Source organism: Streptomyces sp. NEAU-sy36 (genome assembly GCF_013423905.1).
Lineage (GTDB): Bacteria > Actinomycetota > Actinomycetes > Streptomycetales > Streptomycetaceae > Streptomyces > Streptomyces misionensis.
This window is the reverse complement of the sequence record NZ_CP058977.1, coordinates 6,179,367-6,198,882: the sequence shown is the minus strand read 5'-3', so window position 1 is coordinate 6,198,882 and position 19,516 is coordinate 6,179,367. Positions and strand designations below refer to the sequence as shown.

Sequence of the window (19,516 nt, the reverse complement as noted above, 5' to 3'; positions counted from 1 at the left end):
CGCAACGACGCGGCCTCGTCAGGGAGGTTTTGAGAAGTGAACACGCGTATGCGTCGTGCGGCCTTCGCCGTTGCCGCTGGTGCCATGGCCGTCTCGCTCGCCGCCTGTGGCAGCGCCAAGGAGTCCGGGGGCGGGTCCAAGACCACGGACAGCGCCAAGAAGGGCGACGCCATCAAGGTCGGGCTGCTCCTGCCGGAGAACCAGACCGCCCGTTACGAGAAGTTCGACCGCCCCTTGATCGAGAAGAAGGTCAAGGAGCTGACGAACGGCAAGGCCCAGGTGGTCTACGCCAACGCCAAGCAGGACGCGAGCACGCAGAACCAGCAGGTCGACACGATGATCACCAACAAGGTGGACGTGCTCATCGTGGACGCCGTGGACACGGCCGCCATCAAGAGCTCGGTGCAGAAGGCCAAGGACGCGGGCATCCCCGTCGTCGCCTACGACCGTCTCGCGCAGGGCCCGATCAGCGCCTACACCTCGTTCGACAACGAGACCGTCGGCAAGACCCAGGGCGAGGCCCTGCTGAAGGCCCTGGGCTCCAAGGCGAAGTCCGGCAAGATCGTCATGATGAACGGCTCCATCACCGACCCGAACGCCGCGCAGTTCAAGAAGGGCGCCCACGAGGTGCTCGACGGCAAGGTGAACGTCGGCAAGGAGTACGACACCAAGGACTGGAAGCCGGAGAACGCCAACTCCAACATGCAGGCCGCGATCTCCGCGCTCGGCAAGAAGAACATCGTCGGCGTGTACTCCGCCAACGACGGCATGGCCGGCGGCATCATCACCGCCCTCAAGGCGGCCGGCATCTCCGTCCCGGTCACCGGCCAGGACGCGGAGCTGGCGGGTGTCCAGCGCATCGTCTCCGGCGACCAGTACATGAGCGTCTACAAGCCCTACGCCCCGGAGGCCGACGCGGCCGCCGAGATGGCCGTGGCCCTCGCCCAGGGCAAGTCGCTCGACTCCATCGCCAAGGACAAGGTCGACAGCCCGACCACCAAGCAGGTGCCGACCGTCATCCTCCCGGTCACCTCGCTGACCAAGGACAACATCAAGGACACCGTCGTCAAGGACGGCGTCTACACGGTCGCCGACATCTGCACCGCGCAGTACAAGGCCGCCTGCGACAAGCTCGGCCTCAAGTAAGCCGCCGCAACACGCCCGCATCCCAGGGGAGTTCACCCCCGTGACACCCCGGGGTGCCCCCTTCACGAGGGGACAGGGCGTCCCACTGTCCTCCGGCGCTCCGCGACACATACAGCCCCGCAAGCTCGGCGCGGGGCGCCGGACGCACCCCCCCAACTTTTTCTGCACAACCTCCCGCCGGGTCAGGCGGCGAAGGAGATGGTTCACGTGTCCGCTACGCCCGTGCTGGCGTTGCGCGGGGTCTCCAAGCGGTTCGGTGCCGTCCAGGCGCTCACCGACGTAGAGCTTGAGGTCCACGCCGGTGAGGTGGTCGCCCTGGTGGGCGACAACGGCGCCGGAAAGTCCACGCTGGTCAAGACGATCGCCGGCGTGCATCCCATCGACGAGGGCGTCATCGAATGGGAAGGCCGGGCCGTCCAGGTCAACCGGCCCAACGACGCCCAGTCGCTGGGCATCGCGACGGTCTACCAGGACCTCGCGCTGTGCGACAACATCGATGTCGTCGGCAACCTCTACCTCGGCCGGGAGCTGCGCAAGTACGGCGTCCTGGACGAGGTCGAGATGGAGCGCCGCTCCCGTGCGCTGCTCGACCAGCTGTCGATCCGCATCCCCAGCGTCCGCATCCCGATCGCCTCCCTCTCCGGCGGTCAGCGCCAGGTGGTGGCGATCGCCCGCTCCATGCTCGGCGAGCCCAAGCTGGTCATCCTGGACGAGCCGACCGCCGCCCTCGGCGTCGAGCAGACCGCACAGGTGCTCGACCTGGTGGAGCGGCTGCGCGAACGCGGCCACGCCGTCATCCTCATCAGCCACAACATGGCCGACGTCAAGGCCGTCGCCGACAAGGTGGCGGTGCTGCGGCTCGGCCGCAACAACGGCGTGTTCGAGGTCGCCTCGACCTCTCAGGAAGAGATCATCTCCGCCATCACCGGCGCCACCGACAACGCCGTCACCCGGCGTGCGGCGCGTAGCACCAAGGAGGTCCAGAAGTGAGCCTGGACAAGACCTCCACGCCTCCCGAGGACCACGCTCCCCAGGACGCCGTCGTGGAGAACCCCGAGGCGGCGGCCGGCACCGTCACCGCCGTGGACCCCCGCCTGCTCGTGCGCGAGCAGGGCTTCGCGGGCTACGTCACCGAGTTCAAGCGGAAGATGAAGGCCGGTGACCTCGGCTCGGTCCCGGTCATCATCGGCCTCGCGGTCATCTGGATCATCTTCCAGAGCCTGAACTCCAACTTCCTCACCGCGGGCAACCTCTCCGACATCTCCGTCGACATGGTCGGCACGGGCATGATCGCCGTCGGCATCGTCTTCGTGCTGCTGCTCGGCGAGATCGACCTCTCGGTCGGCTCGGTCTCCGGTGTCGCGGGCGCCTCCTACGCGGTGCTGACGGTCACCCACGGCATGTCCGCCTGGCTCGCCCTGGTGCTGTCCATCCTGGTCGGCACCGTCGCGGGCGCGCTGCACGGCTTCTTCTTCGCGAAGATCGGTGTCCCGGCGTTCGCCGTCACCCTGGCCGGTCTGCTCTTCTGGAACGGCTTCATGCTCCAGATCCTGGGCGACAGCGGCACCATCAACCTGGACAGCGAGGGCCTGGTCGCCAAGCTGACCAGCTACTACTTCTCCGACGTCGCCGCCGCCTACGGGCTCGCCCTCGTCGCCACCGTGCTGTTCTTCCTCACCTCCTTCCTGGGCAACCGGCGCCGGGAGGCGGCCGGGGTGCCCTCGCGGCCGCTGAGCGAGACGATCCTGCGCACGGTGCTGCTCGCGATCGTGTCCTTCGCCGCCGCGGCCGTCTACAACCAGTACAAGGGCCTGCCGCTGGCCGTCGTGATCTTCCTCGCGATGCTCGTGATCACGGACTTCGTGCTGCGCCGCACCGCCTACGGCCGCAAGGTGTTCGCGCTCGGCGGCAGCGTCGAGGCGTCCCGGCGCGCCGGCATCAACGTCAACATGGTGCGCATCTCGGTCTTCGCGATCTCCGGCACCTTCGCGGCCATCGGCGGTCTGATGCTGGCCTCCAAGATCGCCGCGGCCAACCAGGGCGCGGGCAGCGGTGACCTGCTGATGAACGCGATCGCCGCGGCGGTCATCGGCGGCACCTCGCTCTTCGGCGGCCGCGGCCGCACGTGGAACGCGCTGCTCGGTGTGCTGGTGATCGTCTCGATCCAGTACGGCCTCGCGCTCGAAGGCATCGCGTCGCCGGTGCAGTACATGATCACCGGTGGTGTGCTGCTCGCGACCGTCGTGATCGACGCGATCACTCGTAAGACGCAGAAGACCGCAGGGCGGGCGTAACACACCCCGTTCCGGCGGACCAACGTGCCCGGCACCCGCGAAGGTGCCGGGCACGTTCATGCCGGGCGCTACCGGAAAGTTAGACTCTGGCGAGCCCGGGAAGCTCGATCAGCTCTATTGCAAGGAGGCACGGGTGCCGCTGCTGACCCGCATCAGGGGACCGCGCGATCTGGACCGGCTCAGCCTGGAGGAGCTGGACCAGCTGGCAGGGGAGATCCGCACCTTCCTCGTCGACGCCGTGTCCAAGACCGGCGGACACCTCGGCCCCAACCTGGGCGTGGTCGAACTCACCATCGCCCTGCACCGGGTCTTCGAATCCCCGAAGGACAAGGTGCTGTGGGACACCGGTCACCAGTCCTACGTGCACAAGCTGCTCACCGGCCGGCAGGACTTCTCCCGGCTGAAGATGAAGGGCGGCCTGTCCGGCTACCCCGCGCAGGCCGAGTCCGAGCACGACGTCATCGAGAACAGCCACGCCTCCACGGTGCTCGGCTGGGCCGACGGCATCGCCAAGGCCAACCAGCTGATGAAGCGGGACAGCCACGTCGCCGCCGTCATCGGTGACGGCGCGCTCACCGGCGGCATGGCCTGGGAGGCGCTGAACAACATCGCCGCCGCCAAGGACCGCCCCCTCGTCATCGTCGTCAACGACAACGAGCGGTCGTACGCGCCCACCATCGGCGGCCTCGCCAACCACCTGGCCACCCTGCGCACCACCGACGGCTACGAGCGCTTCCTCGCCCGCACCCGCGAGGTGCTGGAGAAGACCCCCGTCGTCGGCAGGCAGCTGTACGAGACGCTGCACGGCGCCAAGAAGGGCCTGAAGGACTTCATCGCCCCGCAGGGCATGTTCGAGGACCTGGGCCTGAAGTACGTGGGCCCGATCGACGGCCACGACATCGAGGCGCTGGAGTCCGCGCTGGCCCGCGCCAAGCGGTTCGGCGGACCGGTCATCGTGCACTGCCTCACCGAGAAGGGCCGCGGCTACCAGCCCGCCCTCCAGGACGAGGCCGACCGCTTCCACGCCGTCGGCAAGATCCACCCGGACACCGGCCTGCCGATCGCCGCCTCCGGCGCCGACTGGACCTCCGTGTTCGGCGAGGAGATGGTGAAGCTCGGCGAGGAGCGCGAGGACCTGGTCGCCATCACCGCTGCCATGCTCCAGCCGGTCGGCCTCGACAAGTTCGCCAAGCGCTTCCCCGACCGTGTGTACGACGTCGGCATCGCGGAACAGCACGGCGCCGTCTCCGCCGCGGGCCTCGCCCACGCCGGGGTGCATCCCGTCTTCGCCGTCTACGCCACCTTCCTCAACCGCGCCTTCGACCAGGTCCTGATGGACGTGGCCCTGCACAAGTGCGGCGTCACCTTCGTCCTGGACCGGGCCGGGGTCACCGGCACCGACGGCGCCTCGCACAACGGCATGTGGGACATGTCGATCCTCCAGGTCGTGCCCGGCCTGCGGATGGCCGCGCCGCGCGACGCCGACCAGGTGCGGGCCCAGCTGCGCGAGGCGGTCGCCGTCGAGGACGCGCCGACCGTGGTCCGCTTCTCCAAGGGCGCGGTCGGTCCCGCCGTACCCGCCGTGGGCAAGGTCGGCGGCATGGACGTGCTGCGCGAGGCGGGCACCGACCACCCGGACGTGCTGCTGGTCTCGGTGGGCGCCCTCGCCCCGATGTGCCTGGAGATCGCCGGCCTGCTCGACCAGCAGGGCATCTCCACCACGGTCGTCGACCCGCGCTGGGTCAAGCCGGTGGACGAGGCGATGGCCCCGCTGGCCGAGCGGCACCGGGTCGTCGTCACCGTCGAGGACAACAGCCGTGTCGGCGGCGTCGGCTCGACCATCGCCCAGGCACTGCGCGACGCGGGCGTGGACGTGCCGCTGCGCGACTTCGGCATCCCGCCGCGCTTCCTCGACCACGCCTCGCGCGCCGAGGTGCTCACCGAGATCGGGCTGACCGCGCCCGACATCGCCCGCCAGGTCACCGGTCTGGTCGCCAAGCTCGACGGCCGGTTCGACCGTACGGCGCAGACGGTGGACTCCGTGGAACCCGCGCGCGACTAGGACGAGCGCTTCCGGCCGGGCCGGTTCCGCCCCTCCTTGCGGTGGCGGAACCGGCCCGGGTGCGTAAGCCTGCCTGTCACGGGGCACTCGCGCCCCGGTCCTCTCGATCGTGTCGAGCCAGGTCGAGGACGACAAGCGTGGGAGGCAGCAACGTGAGCAGCTCGCTCTTCCGGACGAAGAACGTCGAGCAGTCGATCCGGGACACGGAAGAACCGGAGCACGCGCTCAAGAAATCGCTCTCCGCGCTCGATCTGACCGTTTTCGGCGTCGGTGTCATCATCGGTACCGGTATCTTCGTGCTGACCGGACAGGTCGCCAAGAACAACGCCGGCCCCGCCGTCGCCCTCGCCTTCGTCGCGGCCGGCGTGGTCTGCGCCCTCGCCGCCCTGTGCTACGCGGAGTTCGCCTCCACGGTCCCGGTGGCGGGCTCGGCCTACACCTTCAGCTACGCCTCCCTGGGCGAGCTGCCCGCCTGGATCATCGGCTGGGACCTGGTCCTGGAGTTCGCGCTCGGCACCGCGGTGGTCGCCGTCGGCTGGTCCGGCTACATCCGCTCACTGCTCGACAACGCGGGCTGGCACCTGCCCGCGTACCTCTCCGGCCGGGACGGCGCCCACGGCTTCGGCTTCGACATCCTCGCCGCGGTCCTGGTGCTGGTGCTCACCGCCATCCTCGTCCTCGGCATGAAGCTCTCGGCCCGGATCACCTCGCTGGTCGTCGCGATCAAAGTGGCCGTGGTGCTCGTCGTGATCATCGCCGGCGCCTTCTTCGTCAACACCGACAACTACCACCCGTTCATCCCGCCGGCCCAGCCGGTGCCGGCCGGCGGCAGCCTCAAGGCCCCGCTGGTGCAGCTGATGTTCGGCTGGGCGCCCGCCAACTTCGGCGTGATGGGCATCTTCACCGCGGCCTCCGTGGTGTTCTTCGCCTTCATCGGCTTCGACATCGTGGCCACCGCCGCCGAGGAGACCCGAAACCCCCAACGGGACGTGCCGCGCGGCATCCTCGGCTCGCTGTTCATCTGCACCGTGCTCTACGTGGCCGTCTCCGTCGTCGTCACCGGCATGCAGAACTACGCCCGGCTGTCCGTGGACGCCCCGCTCGCCGACGCCTTCAAGGCCATCGGCCACCCCTGGTACGCGGGCGTGATCAGCTTCGGCGCCGCCATCGGCCTGACCACGGTGTGCCTGATCCTGCTGCTCGGGCAGACCCGGGTGTTCTTCGCGATGAGCCGGGACGGGCTGCTGCCGCGCTTCTTCTCCCGGGTCCACCCCCGGTTCCGGACCCCGCACCGGCCGACCATCCTGCTCGGCGTGGTCATCGCGATCGTCGCCGGCTTCACCAGCCTCAGCGAACTGGCCGAACTGGTCAACATCGGCACGCTGTTCGCCTTCGTGGTCGTCGCGATCAGTGTGATCATCCTGCGCAGGACGCGCCCCGATCTGCCCCGCGCCTTCCGTACCCCGTGGGTCCCGTTCGTGCCCGTCGTGTCCGTGCTGGCGACGCTCTGGCTGATGCTCAACCTGCCCGCCGAGACCTGGCTGCGGTTCGCCATCTGGATGGTCATCGGCTTCGTCGTCTACTTCCTCTACGGCCGTACCCACAGCCGCCTCGCCGAGCGCGGCCGGCAGCAACCGGAGCCCGCGCCGCCGGCGCCGTGAGCGGCCCGCACGGGCCGGTTCAGCCGCGCACCGTACGCGGGCCGGCCACCCGCGCGCCCAGCGCGCCCACCCGCCGCCGCAGCTCCCGATCGGCCGTGACGACCAGACAGGTACGGCCCGCGCCCTCGGCCGCCAGCTCCACGATCCGGTCGTCCCCGCTGCCGGGCGCGGCCACCACCCGCACCCCGGGCACCGAGGCCACCGAGCGGGCGGCCCCCTCCACCACCAGCACCACCTCGACGGGCCCCGCCAGCTCCGCCGTACCGGTCCGCGCGTACGCCACCAGCCGGTCCCGCAGCCGCTCCGCCGCCCCGCGCCGGTCCCGCCACCATCCGTCGGGCACGGACCCGACGACGTTCGCGCCGTCGACGATCAGCAGGGGCGGGGCCGGGACCGAGGCGTCCGGGGTGTCCGAGGAGTTCGTCATACCCGCCATGGTGCCCCCTCGCCCGGTGCCGGTCCGCCGCGGCTTAAAGTGACCGGGTGAACGGTGACTGGCTTCTTCGTGGCCGAGACGGCCGGCTCAGTGTTTACCAGTCGTCCGGCGATGCCGTCCTGTGCCGCGCGGAGCGCGCGCCCGGCGGGCCCTGGGACGAACCGCGCAAGGTCGGGGGAGAGCAGAAGCTGCTTCCCGTCCTGGCCGTCGGCCAGGGCGCCGACCGGTACGCCCACCTGGTGGCCTGGCGGCCCACCGTCCAGGGCGAGGCCGGGCTGGTGCACTCCACGCACTTCCGCGCCCGCCTCGCGGCCCTGGACTGGAACCCGGTCGGGCACCCGAACAAGAAGGGCGACCGCACCGGGACGCCCGCCGTCGCCGTGGACGCCGAGGGCCGCGCCCATGTCTTCGTGCGCAACAAGGGCGGCGGCGTGAGCATGCTCGCGCAGAAGGAGAAGGGCGGCTGGGAGGCCTGGCAGGACATCAAGGGCAAGGCCGTCCAGGACGGGCTCGCCGCGGTGACGGGGGAGTCCGGCAGGGTCGAACTGTACGCGGCCGTCCCCGAGGGCCTGCTGTACTGGCGTCAGGAAGAGCCCGGCGCGCGCCCGGTCCTCGCGGAGTCCGTCGAGGCGCCGGTCCGCCCGGGGACGCTGTACGCCCTCGCCACCTCGCCCGCGAGCACCACGCTCTACTACACCGGCACCGGGGGCGAGCTGTGGGCCTGGCGCCCGGGCGGCAAGCCGGTCGCCCTGCTGCCCTCCGCCGGGCACGGCCCGGTCGCCGCCGTCCGCTGCGAGCTCGACGGCCACGACTGCACGCTGCTCGCCCAGCGTTCGGCGAGCGGCCGGGTCGCCTTCGCGGCCTATCCGACCGAACTGGAGTCCGCGGGCGCCTGGTGGACCGAGTCCGGCCCGCAGCTCACCGTGGACGCCCGGGTGAGCCTCGGCACGGACGCGGACGGCCGGGTGGTGGCCGCCACGCTGTCCCCGTCGACCGGCCGGCTCCTGCTGACCCGGCGCAAGGACGAACCCGGGCTGGCGCTGGAGGCCTGGCGGGCCGTCTGAGGCCGCGCCGCGGCCGGGACGACCCGGACCCCCTCCGGGCATGCGAAAGGGCCCCCGCCGCCGCGGGGGCCCTTCCTGCCGTGTTCCGGTGCTACGCCGGGACGCTGGCCACGCCGGGGGCCAGGAACTTCTTGCCGTTCACGCGCTCCGAGACGCCCTCACGGTCCAGGTACGGCGTGATGCCGCCCAGGTGGAAGGGCCAGCCGGCGCCCGTGATCAGGCACAGGTCGATGTCCTGGGCCTCGGCGACGACGCCCTCGTCGAGCATGAGCCCGATCTCCTGCGCCACCGCGTCCAGGACGCGCGTGCGCACCTGCTCCTCGGTCAGCACCGCATCGCCCTGCTTCAGCAGCGCGGCGACCTCCGGGTCCAGCTCCGGCTTGCCGCTGTCGTAGACGTAGAAGCCGCGCTTGCCCGCGTCGACCACGGCCTTGAGGTTCGGGGACACCGTGAAGCGGTCCGGGAAGGCCCGGTTGAGGGTCTCCGAGACGTGCAGGCCGATCGCCGGGCCGACCAGCTCCAGCAGGACCAGCGGGGACATCGGCAGGCCCAGCGGCTCGACCGCCTTCTCGGCGACGGCGACCGGGGTGCCCTCGTCGATGACGTTCTGGATCTCGCCCATGAAGCGGGTCAGGATGCGGTTGACGACGAACGCCGGGGCGTCCTTGACCAGCACCGCGGTCTTCTTCAGCTTCTTGGCGACCGCGAAGGCGGTGGCCAGGGAGGCGTCGTCGGTCTGCTCGCCGCGGACGATCTCCAGCAGCGGCAGGATCGCGACCGGGTTGAAGAAGTGGAAGCCCACGACCCGCTCGGGGTGCCGGAGCTTCGACGCCATCTCCGACACCGACAGCGAGGAGGTGTTGGTCGCGAGGATCGCGTGCGCCGGGGCGACCGCCTCGACCTCCGCGAACACCTTCTGCTTGACGCTCATCTCCTCGAACACGGCCTCGATGACGAAGTCCGCGTCCGCGAAGCCCTCGGCCTTGTCCAGGACACCGGTGACCAGCGCCTTGAGGCGGTTGGCCTTGTCCTGGTTGATCCGGCCCTTGCCGAGCAGCTTGTCGATCTCGGCGTGGACGTAGCCCACACCCTTGTCGACGCGCTCCTGGTCGATGTCGGTCAGCACGACCGGCACCTCCAGGCGGCGCAGGAAGAGCAGCGCGAGCTGGCTGGCCATCAGGCCGGCACCGACGACGCCCACCTTGGTGACCGGGCGGGCCAGGTTCTTGTCCGGGGCGCCCGCCGGCCGCTTGCCGCGCTTCTGCACCAGGTTGAACGCGTAGATGCCGGCGCGCAGTTCGCCGCCCATGATCAGGTCGGCGAGCGCCTGGTCCTCGGCGTCGAAGCCCTGCTGGAAGTCGCCGTTCTTGGCGGCCTCGATGATGTCCAGGGCGCGGTAGGCGGCGGGGGCCGCGCCGTGCACCTTGGAGTCGGCGATGAAGCGGCCCTTGGCCACGGCCTGGTCCCAGGCCTCGCCGCGGTCGATCTCCGGGCGCTCGACCTCGACGTCGCCCTTGAGGACCCTGGCGGTCCAGATCAGCGACTGCTCCAGGAAGTCGGCACCCTCGAACAGCGCGTCGGCGATGCCGAGTTCGAAGACCTGCTTGCCCTTGAGCTGCTTGTTCTGGTTCAGCGAGTTCTCGATGATGACCGAGACGGCCTTGTCGGCGCCGATCAGGTTCGGCAGCAGGGTGCAGCCGCCCCAGCCGGGGACCAGGCCGAGGAAGACCTCGGGCAGCGAGAACGCGGGGATCGCCTTGGAGACGGTCCGGTAGGTGCAGTGCAGGCCGACCTCGACGCCGCCGCCCATGGCCGCGCCGTTGTAGTAGGCGAAGGTCGGCACGGCGAGCTTGGACAGGCGCTTGAAGACCTCGTGGCCGCCCTTGCCGATGGCGAGCGCGTGCTCGTGCTCCTTCAGCAGCTCGACGCCCTTGAGGTCGGCGCCGACCGCGAAGATGAACGGCTTGCCGGTGATGCCGATGCCGACGATCTCACCGTCGGCCGCCTCCTTCTCGACCTGGTCGATCGCGGTGTCGAGGTTCGCGAGCGAGGCCGGGCCGAAGGTGGTGGGCTTGGTGTGGTCCAGGCCGTTGTCGAGCGTGATCAGCGCGAACCGGCCGGCGCCGAAGGGCAGCTCGAAGTGGCGTACGTGCGCGCTGGTGACAACCTCGTCGGGGAACAGGTCCGAGGCCTGCTTCAGAAGCTCGGCGGTGGTGCTCACTTGTCCCCCTCGAAGTGCGGGTTCTCCCAGATGACCGTCGCGCCCATGCCGAAGCCGACGCACATGGTGGTCAGGCCGTAGCGGACGTTCGGCTGCTCCTCGAACTGGCGGGCCAGCTGCGTCATCAGACGGACGCCGGAGGAGGCCAGCGGGTGGCCGAACGCGATGGCGCCGCCGTACTGGTTGACGCGCGCGTCGTCGTCGGCGATGCCGTAGTGCTCCAGGAAGGCCAGGACCTGGACGGCGAAGGCCTCGTTGATCTCGAACAGGCCGATGTCCGAGATGGACAGGCCCGCCTTGGCGAGGGCCTTCTCGGTGGCCGGGATCGGGCCGTAGCCCATGACCTCCGGCTCCACGCCCGCGAAGGCGTAGGAGACGAGGCGCATCTTGACCGGCAGGCCGTTCTCGCGGGCGAAGTCCTCGGACGCGATGATCGACGCGGTGGCGCCGTCGTTCAGACCGGCCGCGTTGCCCGCGGTGACCCGGCCGTGCACGCGGAACGGCGTCTTCAGACCCGCCAGGTTCTCCAGGGTGGTGCCCGGGCGCATCGGCTCGTCGGCGGTCACCAGACCCCAGCCGGTCTCCCCGCCCTCGGGGCTGGTGCGGCGCACCGAGATCGGCACCAGGTCCTGCTGGATCTTGCCGTTGGCGTACGCCTTGGCGGCCTTCTCCTGCGAGCGCACCGCGTACTCGTCGGCGCGCTGCTTGGTGATGCTCGGGTAGCGGTCGTGCAGGTTCTCGGCGGTCATGCCCATGAACAGGGCCGACTCGTCCACCAGCTTCTCGCTCACGAACCGCGGGTTCGGGTCCACGCCCTCGCCCATCGGGTGGCGGCCCATGTGCTCGACGCCACCGGCGATGACGGCGTCGTAGGCGCCGAACGCGATCGAACCGGCGGTGGTCGTCACGGCGGTCAGCGCGCCGGCGCACATCCGGTCGATGGAGTAGCCGGGCACGGACTGCGGCAGACCGGCGAGGATCCCGGCGGTGCGGCCGAGGGTGAGGCCCTGGTCGCCGATCTGGGTGGTCGCGGCGATGGCGACCTCGTCGATCCGCTTGGGGTCCAGGCCGGGGTTGCGGCGCAGCAGCTCCCGGATCGCCTTCACGACGAGGTCGTCGGCGCGAGTCTCGTGGTAGATGCCCTTCGGGCCCGCCTTGCCGAACGGGGTGCGGACGCCGTCGACGAAGACGACGTCCCTGACGGTACGAGGCACGATGGCTCTCCTCCATGGTGCGGGACGCTGAGCGCTTGCTTAAGCCCATGCTACTTGCGAGTAATGTAGCTGCACAGTCCCAGCGGGGCCAGCGGTGAAGGTCACACCACGGTAAGTACGGCGGTCGGCATGTTGGCGTGATCTCGACGGCCCGGGCGCGCCCCCGTCGGAGCGTGCCCGGGCCGTCGTCCCGTGTCCTGCCGCCCTGCGGCGATCAGGCGCCCTCGGCCAGCGCCGCGACCAGCACGGGCGTCACCAGTTCCACCTGCCAGGGACGCGCGCCGTAGCCGGCCAGCGCGGCCGAGACGGTCCCGGCGTCGATCACACCCGGCGGCTGCCAGCACAGGCGGCGGACCGTGTCCGGGGAGACCAGGTTCTCCTGGGGCATGGAGAGCCGCTCGGCCAGCGAGGTCACGGCGGCCCGCGCGGCGGACAGGCGGGCCGCGGCCGAGGGGTCCTTGTCGGCCCACGCCCTGGGCGGCGGCGGACCCGTCACCGGCTGGCCCGGCTGCGGCAGCTCGGCCTCCGGCAGCGCCTTGGCCCGGTCCACGGCGGCCTGCCACTGCTCCAGCTGCCGGCGCCCGGTGCGGTGCCCGAACCCGTTCAGCGCGGCGAGGGCGTGCACATTGCCCGGCAGGGCCAGCGCCGCCTCCACGATCGCGGCGTCCGGCAGCACCTTGCCCGGCGACACGTCACGCCGCTGGGCGATGCGGTCCCGCGTCTCCCACAGCTCCCGCACGACGGCCAGCTGCCGCCGGCGCCGTACCTTGTGCATCCCGGACGTGCGGCGCCAGGGCTCCTTGCGGGGCTCGGCGGGCGGGGCGCTCGCGATCGCGTCGAACTCCTGGAGGGCCCACTCCAGCTTGCCCTGCCGGTCCAGCTCCTTCTCCAGGGCGTCGCGCAGGTCCACCAGGAGCTCCACGTCCAGCGCGGCGTAGCGCAGCCAGGGCTCGGGCAGCGGGCGGGTGGACCAGTCGACGGCGGAGTGGCCCTTCTCCAGGACGAAGCCGAGGACGTTCTCCACCATGGCGCCGAGGCCCACCCGGGGGAACCCGGCCAGCCGGCCGGCCAGCTCGGTGTCGAACAACCGGGTCGGCACCATGCCTATCTCGCGCAGGCAGGGCAGGTCCTGGGTGGCGGCGTGCAGCACCCACTCGACGCCGGACAGCGCCTCGCCGAGGGCGGAGAGGTCGGGGCAGGCGACGGGGTCGATCAGCGCGGTGCCGGCGCCCTCGCGGCGCAGCTGCACCAGATAGGCGCGCTGTCCGTAGCGGTAGCCGGAGGCGCGCTCGGCGTCCACGGCCACGGGGCCCGAGCCGGCGGCGAAGGCGGCGACCGCCTCGGCGAGCGCGGCCTCGTCGGCGATCACGGGCGGAATGCCCTCGCGGGGTTCGAGAAGGGGTGTCGGCGCCTCCGTCACAGAAGATCCGGGCTCGTCGGGAGGCGTTTCTCCGTTGCTGCGCCGGGTGCTGTCTGCTGCGGTGTCTTGGGCGTCGGTCACCTGTCAAGGGTATCCATGCGTGGACAGCGCCCGTCGCCGGAACGTTCCGTCGACGGGCGCCGAGGGGTCGTAAACCAGTCAGGGCGGTGAAACCGCCGGTTCACGCGGGTGAACCGGCCGCTCCCCGGAAGTGGTCAAGGGGCATCGTCAGCGGTCAGTGGATGATCCCGGTGCGCAGGGCCACGGCGACCATGCCGGCCCGGTCACCGGTGCCCAGCTTGCGGGCGATACGGGCGAGGTGGCTCTTCACGGTGAGGGCGGACAGGCCCATGGAGACGCCGATGGCCTTGTTCGACTGGCCCTCCGCGACCAGCCGCAGCACCTCGACCTCGCGTCCGGACAGTTCGCGGTAGCCGCCCGGGTGGCTCGGGGCACCCGGGGGGCGGCGGTGCATACGGGCGGCGGCGCCGAGGGGAGCGGCGCCGGGCCGGGTGGGGAGTCCGATATTGGTGCGGGTGCCGGTGACGACATAGCCCTTGACCCCGCCGGCCAGGGCGTTGCGGACCGCGCCGATGTCGTCGGCGGCGGAGAGGGCGAGCCCGTTGGGCCAGCCCGCCGCGCGGGTCTCGGACAGCAGGGTCAGGCCGGAGCCGTCGGGCAGGTGGACGTCGGCGACGCAGATGTCGCGGGGGTTGCCGATGCGGGGACGAGCCTCCGCGATGGACGAGGCCTCGATGACGTCGCGCACACCGAGCGCCCACAGATGGCGGGTGACGGTGGAGCGCACGCGCGGGTCGGCCACGACCACCATGGCGGTCGGCTTGTTCGGGCGGTAGGCGACCAGGCTTGCGGGTTGCTCAAGGAGAACGGACACCAGGCCTCCTGGGTGGGGGGACGGGGCCGGCTTGTGGGGAAGAAGCCGGGACGAACCGTGCTTTCAAGGTCACAGTCGTCTTCGGCAGCAAACGTGTCCGCCTTTAGGGAGTGATCACGATCTAGTGAGTAACAATCTGCGCAATTCGGACACGCGATCGATCACCCGAAGATCGAATCGGTTCGAGCGGGTGCGCTTCGAGTGCGCAATGTGGCCGTATCGACAAAGAGATGGTCAATAAGGCGCCCAAGAGGATGACGACGGCCGAAACCGGCCGTCACCTCACCGGGACTGCGGACCCCTGCGCTGCGGCAGCGTCACCACGGAGGCGTCGCCGGGACCGGCCGGCGGCAGCCCCCCGACCTGCGCCAGCAGGTCGCACCAGGACACCAGGTGGGCCGCCGCGTCCGGCACCCCGCCCAGCCCCTCGCGGGGCGTCCAGGAGGCCCGGATCTCGATCTGCGAGGCCGGCGGGCGGTCGGCGAGGCCGCCGAAGTAGTGGGAGCCGGCGCGCGTGACCGTGCCGCTGGGCTCGCCGTAGCCGAGGCCGCGCGCCTGGAGCGCCCCGGTCAGCCACGACCAGCACACCTCCGGCAGCAGCGGATCGGCCGCCATCTCCGGCTCCAGCTCCGCCCGCACCAGCGTCACCAGCCGGAACGTGCCCCGCCACGCGTCATGCCCGGCCGGGTCGTGCAGCAGCACCAGGCGCCCGTCCGCCAGCTCCTGGTCGCCGTCGACCACCACCGCCTCCAGCGCGTACGCGTACGGCGCGAGCCGCTGCGGCGCGGGGGTCGGCTCCACCTCGACCTGCGGCCGCAGCCGGCAGGCGCGCAGGGCGTCGACCGCGGCCCGGAACGCCGGCGGACCCGCGGCACCCGAGTGCCGGTCCGCCTCCTCGGTGTCCTTCACGTCGCCCAATCCGTCAGCGCCTTCCGACATTCGTCCGTGAGCCGCAGCCATGCGGGGAAGAGTAAGGGGAATCGGGCCCCTGCGCAGGCAAGACACCCCGCGACGTGCGCTTCCTCGCCGCCTGCGCACGGCCGCCCGCGGCGGCATGCGAGACTTTTCCCGTGACCGCCAACGAGGCCCTTGCGGGCAAGCAGCCGACCGAGACGTACGACAGCGCCTTCCTCAAGGCGTGCAGGCGCGAACCCGTGCCGCACACCCCCGTCTGGTTCATGCGCCAGGCCGGCCGCTCCCTGCCCGAGTACCGCAAGGTGCGCGAGGGAGTCCCCATGCTGGAGTCCTGCACGCGGCCCGAGCTGGTCACCGAGATCACCCTCCAGCCGGTGCGGCGGCACCACGTGGACGCGGCGATCTACTACAGCGACATCGTCGTCCCGCTCAAGGCCATCGGCCTCGACCTGGACATCAAGCCCGGCGTCGGCCCGGTCGTCGAGCAGCCCATCCGCACCCGCGCCGACCTGGCCCGGCTGCGCGACCTCACCCCCGAGGACGTCCCGTACGTCACCGAGGCCATCGGGATGCTCACCCGCGAGCTGGGGTCCACCCCGCTGATCGGCTTCGCGGGCGCCCCCTTCACCCTCGCCAGCTACCTGGTCGAGGGCGGCACCTCGCGCACGTACGAGAACGCCAAGGCGATGATGTACGGCGACCCCGAGCTCTGGGCCGACCTGCTGGACCGCCTCGCCGACATCACGACCGCCTTCCTAAAGGTGCAGATCGAGGCCGGCGCCTCCGCGGTGCAGCTCTTCGACTCCTGGGCCGGCGCGCTCGCCCCCGCCGACTACCGGCGCTCGGTGCTGCCCGCCTCGGCGAAGGTCTTCGACGCGGTCGCGGAGTACGGGGTGCCGCGCATCCACTTCGGCGTCGGCACCGGCGAGCTGCTGGGGCTGATGGGCGAGGCCGGCGCGGACGTCGTCGGCGTCGACTGGCGCGTCCCGCTGGACGAGGCCGTGCGCCGCGTCGGCCCCGGCAAGGCGCTCCAGGGCAACCTCGACCCGACCGTGCTGTTCGCCGGCAAGGACGCCGTCGAGACCAAGGCCCAGGAGGTGCTGGACGCCGCCGCCGGTCTGGAGGGGCACGTCTTCAACCTCGGCCACGGAGTGCTCCCCACCACCGACCCGGACGCACTGACCCGCCTCGTGGAGTACGTGCACGGCGCGAGCGCCCGCTGACCCAACAGGGCGAACACCCTCCGGCCCCCGGCACCGCCGGGGGCCGGACGCGTTTCCGGGCGGCCGCAGAGGGACGCGCGTCCGCCCACGGCGGTGCGCTGCCGAGCCGGTCGCGGTGCACGCAGGGGCAACACCGGGAGGGCGGGGAACCCTAGCGTTCTCGTCGGCGGCCGAGTGGGCCCGCGGTCCGGTCCGCCTCGGCGGCCGCCCGGCATCCGGCCGTCACGCGTCCCGATCCCCGGAAAGGCACCCTGACATGGCCACGCCCGCCGCCCCCGTCGTCGAACGAGTCGAGGACAGACACCGCTACGAGATCCTGGTCGACGGCGAACTCGCGGGTTTCACCGAGTACCTGGACCGTGACGAGCAGCGCGTCTTCTACCACACCGAGGTCGCCGACGCCTTCGCCGGACAGGGCCTCGCCTCCCGCCTGGTCGAGCAGGCCCTCACCGACGTACGGCGGGCGGGCAAGCGCGTCGTGCCGGTCTGCCCCTACGTGGCGTCGTTCCTCCGCAAGCACGAGGAGTTCGCCGGCATCGCCGACCCGGTCACCCCGGACGTCAGGCACTGGCTCCGCCAGGCCCTGAGCTGACCGCCCCCGCCAGACACTTCGGAAGAGAGAACACACAGCCATGCCGTACATCACCGTGGGCCAGGAGAACTCCGCCCCGATCGACCTCTACTACGAGGACCACGGAACCGGGCAGCCGGTCGTCCTCATCCACGGCTTCCCGCTCGACGGCCACTCCTGGGAGCGGCAGAGCGCGGCGCTGCTCGACGCGGGCTACCGCGTGATCACCTACGACCGCCGCGGCTTCGGGCAGTCCGGCCGGCCGACGACCGGTTACGACTACGACACCTTCGCGGCCGACCTGAAGACCGTGCTGGAGACCCTCGACCTGCGGGACGCCGTCCTGGTCGGCTTCTCCATGGGCACCGGCGAGGTCGCCCGGTACGTGTCCGCGTACGGCTCCGACCGCGTGGCCAAGGTCGCCTTCCTGGCCTCGCTGGAGCCCTGCCTGCTCCAGACCGACGACAACCCGGACGGGGTCGCGCCCCAGGAGTTCTTCGACGGCGTCGTCGCGGCCGTGAAGGCGGACCGCTACGCGTACTACACCGACTTCTTCCGGGACTTCTACAACCTCGACGACAACCTCGGCACGCGGATCAGCGAGGAAGCCGTCCGCAACAGCTGGAACGTCGCGGCGGGCGGCGGCTTCTTCGCCGCGGCCGCCGCGCCGTCGACCTGGTACACCGACTTCCGGGCCGACATCCCGGCCATCGACGTGCCGGCCCTGATCGTGCACGGCACGGCCGACCGCATCCTGCCCGCCGAGGGCACCGCGCGGCCGTTCCACCGGGCGCTGCCGTCCGCCGACTACCTGGAGATCGAGGGCGCCCCGCACGGCCTGCTGTGGACCCACGCCGACGAGGTCAACGCGGCCCTCCTCGCCTTCCTGGAGAAGTGAGCCCGCTCCGGCGCGCGCCGTCGCAGCGGCGGCGCGTCCCGGGCCCCATGCGGGCCCGGGACCCCGGGGAGGAGCACCGGGTCGCCACCTCCCTGGAACTCCTCTTCGACCTGTGCTTCGCGGTCGCCGTGAGCCAGGCGTCCACCGGGCTGCGCGCCGCGGTGGGCGCGGGGCACGGCCCCGCGGGTGTGCTGCACTTCGGGATCGTCTTCTTCAGCGTGTGGTGGGCCTGGATGAACCTCACCTGGTTCGCCTCCGCCTACGACCCGGACGACGTCCCGTACCGGTTGACGGTGTTCGCCCAGATCACCGGGTCGCTGATCCTCGCGGCCGGGGTGCCGCGGGCGTTCGACGGGGACGACCTGAGCGTCATCACCCTGGGGTACGTGGTGATGCGATGCGCGCTGGCCGGGCTCTGGCTGCGCGCCGCGCGGGCGGACCCCCGGCGCCGCCGGACCGCGCTGCGCTTCGCCATCGGGGTGGTGGTGTGCCAGCTCGGCTGGGTGGGGCTGCTGCTCCTGCCCGCGGCGGTCCGGCCGGCCGGTGTCGCGCTGCTGGTGGCGGGTGAGGTGTGCGTCCCGGTGTGGGCGCAGGCCGCCGGAACGACCCCCTGGCACCCGCACCACATCGCCGAGCGGTACGCGTCGTTCACCCTGATCGTGCTCGGCGAGTCCGTCGCCTCCGCCACGGCCGCCGTGCGCACCGCCTTCGACGAGCACCGCGGCACCTGGCAGCTGTGCGCGGTGGCGGCGGGCGGTCTGCTGACGGTCTTCGCCATGTGGTGGCTGTACTTCGCCCGGCCCGCCCACACCCTGCTCGCCACCACCCACCGGGGGCCCGGCAGAAGGTTCCGGTGGGCCTACGGCCACTACCTGATCTTCGCGTCCGCCGCCGTCGGGGCGGGCCTGGCCGTCGAGGCCGACCAGGTCACCCACCGCACCGGTATCGCCCCGCAGGCCGCGGGCGCCATGGTCGCCGTACCGGCGGCCGTCTTCCTGACCACCGTGTGGGCGCTGCACCTGCGGCCCCACCACAGGAGCGTCGCACAGGGAGCACCCTTCCTCGGCACGGCCGTCCTGGTCCTGCTGTCGTCCTTCTCCCCGGCGCCCGCCCTGGCCACCGGAGCCCTGTCGGCGCTGCTCGCCGCCGCGGTCACCATGAAGGGGGCGTGGAAGACGGGGAGTTGAGGGCCGCCCGGGACCAAGGGGGGCGGCCCGGCCGGCCCCCACGTGGGCCGGCCGAAGGCCCGATGAGGCGCTTGAGCGCGCCCGGAGCCCAGGACGCCTCCCGGCGGTCCTGGGCACCGGCGTGCGCGGCGGAGCCCACCGCGGCCTCGGCGAGGCCCGCTCCGGCTTCCGCCGCCTCCTCGCGAGAGGTGCCGAGGCCGGTGCGCCCTCGGCACACGACCCGTGCGCGCTCGGCGCACTCCTCGCCCCCCCGGCCTGCGGCCGGCATCCCGGCCGCAGGCCGCTGGACGCCGTTATCCTTCCGTCGGG

General features: G+C 71.6%; 16 protein-coding genes. 10 read left to right on the top strand and 6 right to left on the bottom strand.

Translation table 11 applies throughout. From position 1 onward, the window contains the following. The first annotated feature begins 48 nt into the window (after positions 1-48). The 5 genes from HZZ00_RS27125 (at position 49) to HZZ00_RS27105 (ending at position 7,163) form a co-directional block, all read left to right on the top strand. The gene (locus HZZ00_RS27125) at positions 49-1,146 is read left to right on the top strand and encodes a substrate-binding domain-containing protein (protein ID WP_180333734.1); all 1,098 of its coding nucleotides are present in this window, start codon (positions 49-51) and stop codon (positions 1,144-1,146) included. A 198-nt stretch (positions 1,147-1,344) separates the two neighbouring features. Next, positions 1,345-2,136 carry an ATP-binding cassette domain-containing protein gene (locus HZZ00_RS27120; protein ID WP_180328904.1) on the top strand — a complete coding sequence of 264 codons (792 nt, stop codon included), beginning with the start codon at positions 1,345-1,347 and terminating at the stop codon, positions 2,134-2,136. Further along, the gene (locus HZZ00_RS27115; RefSeq protein ID WP_180328903.1) at positions 2,133-3,440 is read left to right on the top strand and encodes a sugar ABC transporter permease; all 1,308 of its coding nucleotides are present in this window, start codon (positions 2,133-2,135) and stop codon (positions 3,438-3,440) included. Before HZZ00_RS27120 ends, HZZ00_RS27115 begins: the two co-directional genes overlap by 4 nt. Positions 3,441-3,573: 133 nt before the next feature. After that, positions 3,574-5,502, top strand: coding sequence for a 1-deoxy-D-xylulose-5-phosphate synthase (dxs, locus tag HZZ00_RS27110; protein WP_180328902.1), 1,929 nt, complete (start codon positions 3,574-3,576; stop codon positions 5,500-5,502). Between the two features lie 152 nt (positions 5,503-5,654). Further along, positions 5,655-7,163, top strand: a complete 1,509-nt coding sequence (locus HZZ00_RS27105; RefSeq protein ID WP_180328901.1) for an amino acid permease — start codon at positions 5,655-5,657, stop codon at positions 7,161-7,163. Between the two features lie 19 nt (positions 7,164-7,182). Here the strand turns inward: HZZ00_RS27105 and HZZ00_RS27100 are convergent, their stop codons facing one another. After that, positions 7,183-7,590, bottom strand: a complete 408-nt coding sequence (locus HZZ00_RS27100) for an NTP pyrophosphohydrolase (protein ID WP_180328900.1) — start codon at positions 7,588-7,590, stop codon at positions 7,183-7,185. 56 nt (positions 7,591-7,646) lie between these two features. Here HZZ00_RS27100 and HZZ00_RS27095 point away from each other — a divergent pair, with 56 nt between their 5' ends. Beyond that, on the top strand, positions 7,647-8,663 hold the full coding sequence (locus HZZ00_RS27095) for a hypothetical protein (protein WP_180328899.1): 1,017 nt from the start codon (positions 7,647-7,649) through the stop codon (positions 8,661-8,663). 91 nt (positions 8,664-8,754) lie between these two features. Here HZZ00_RS27095 and HZZ00_RS27090 read toward each other — a convergent pair whose 3' ends face one another. The 5 genes from HZZ00_RS27090 to HZZ00_RS27070 form a co-directional block, all read right to left on the bottom strand. Continuing rightward, positions 8,755-10,884: a 3-hydroxyacyl-CoA dehydrogenase NAD-binding domain-containing protein gene (locus HZZ00_RS27090; protein ID WP_180328898.1), complete on the bottom strand. Its 2,130-nt coding sequence runs from the start codon at positions 10,882-10,884 to the stop codon at positions 8,755-8,757. After that, positions 10,881-12,098, bottom strand: a complete 1,218-nt coding sequence (locus HZZ00_RS27085; RefSeq protein WP_074993867.1) for an acetyl-CoA C-acyltransferase — start codon at positions 12,096-12,098, stop codon at positions 10,881-10,883. The genes HZZ00_RS27090 and HZZ00_RS27085 overlap by 4 nt, the downstream gene beginning before the upstream one ends. A 214-nt stretch (positions 12,099-12,312) precedes the next feature. Next, entirely contained in the window at positions 12,313-13,599 is a 1,287-nt protein-coding gene (locus HZZ00_RS27080; protein ID WP_180328897.1) for a ribonuclease D, read from the bottom strand. A 154-nt stretch (positions 13,600-13,753) separates the two neighbouring features. After that, positions 13,754-14,413, bottom strand: coding sequence for a response regulator transcription factor (locus HZZ00_RS27075; RefSeq protein ID WP_030777669.1), 660 nt, complete (start codon positions 14,411-14,413; stop codon positions 13,754-13,756). Between the two features lie 282 nt (positions 14,414-14,695). Next, positions 14,696-15,373 carry a DUF3000 domain-containing protein gene (locus tag HZZ00_RS27070; RefSeq protein ID WP_180328896.1) on the bottom strand — a complete coding sequence of 226 codons (678 nt, stop codon included), beginning with the start codon at positions 15,371-15,373 and terminating at the stop codon, positions 14,696-14,698. A 110-nt stretch (positions 15,374-15,483) separates the two neighbouring features. On the opposite strand from HZZ00_RS27070, the gene hemE reads away from it, so the two are divergent. From hemE to HZZ00_RS27050, 4 genes are all read left to right on the top strand, one after another. Then, complete coding sequence (gene hemE, locus HZZ00_RS27065; protein ID WP_180328895.1) at positions 15,484-16,551, top strand: uroporphyrinogen decarboxylase; 1,068 nt, start codon at positions 15,484-15,486, stop codon at positions 16,549-16,551. Positions 16,552-16,807: 256 nt separating this feature from the next. Next, positions 16,808-17,143: a GNAT family N-acetyltransferase gene (locus tag HZZ00_RS27060; RefSeq protein ID WP_180328894.1), complete on the top strand. Its 336-nt coding sequence runs from the start codon at positions 16,808-16,810 to the stop codon at positions 17,141-17,143. Between the two features lie 40 nt (positions 17,144-17,183). Then, entirely contained in the window at positions 17,184-18,020 is an 837-nt protein-coding gene (locus HZZ00_RS27055) for an alpha/beta fold hydrolase (protein ID WP_180328893.1), read from the top strand. Next, positions 18,017-19,207 (top strand): low temperature requirement protein A, encoded by a 1,191-nt coding sequence (locus tag HZZ00_RS27050; RefSeq protein ID WP_257585410.1) that lies wholly within the window; start codon positions 18,017-18,019, stop codon positions 19,205-19,207. Before HZZ00_RS27055 ends, HZZ00_RS27050 begins: the two co-directional genes overlap by 4 nt. The last annotated feature ends 309 nt before the right edge of the window (positions 19,208-19,516 follow it).

What these genes read in the sequence shown, in the direction of transcription:
- HZZ00_RS27125 (WP_180333734.1), top strand. Translation starts at nt 49, where the DNA reads ATGCGTCGTGCGGCCTTCGCCGTTGCCGCTGGTGCCATGGCCGTCTCG.
- HZZ00_RS27120 (WP_180328904.1), top strand. Translation starts at nt 1,345, where the DNA reads ATGGTTCACGTGTCCGCTACGCCCGTGCTGGCGTTGCGCGGGGTCTCC.
- HZZ00_RS27100 (WP_180328900.1), bottom strand. Translation starts at nt 7,590, where the DNA reads ATGACGAACTCCTCGGACACCCCGGACGCCTCGGTCCCGGCCCCGCCC.
- HZZ00_RS27070 (WP_180328896.1), bottom strand. Translation starts at nt 15,373, where the DNA reads ATGGCTGCGGCTCACGGACGAATGTCGGAAGGCGCTGACGGATTGGGC.
- HZZ00_RS27060 (WP_180328894.1), top strand. Translation starts at nt 16,808, where the DNA reads ATGGCCACGCCCGCCGCCCCCGTCGTCGAACGAGTCGAGGACAGACAC.
- HZZ00_RS27055 (WP_180328893.1), top strand. Translation starts at nt 17,184, where the DNA reads ATGCCGTACATCACCGTGGGCCAGGAGAACTCCGCCCCGATCGACCTC.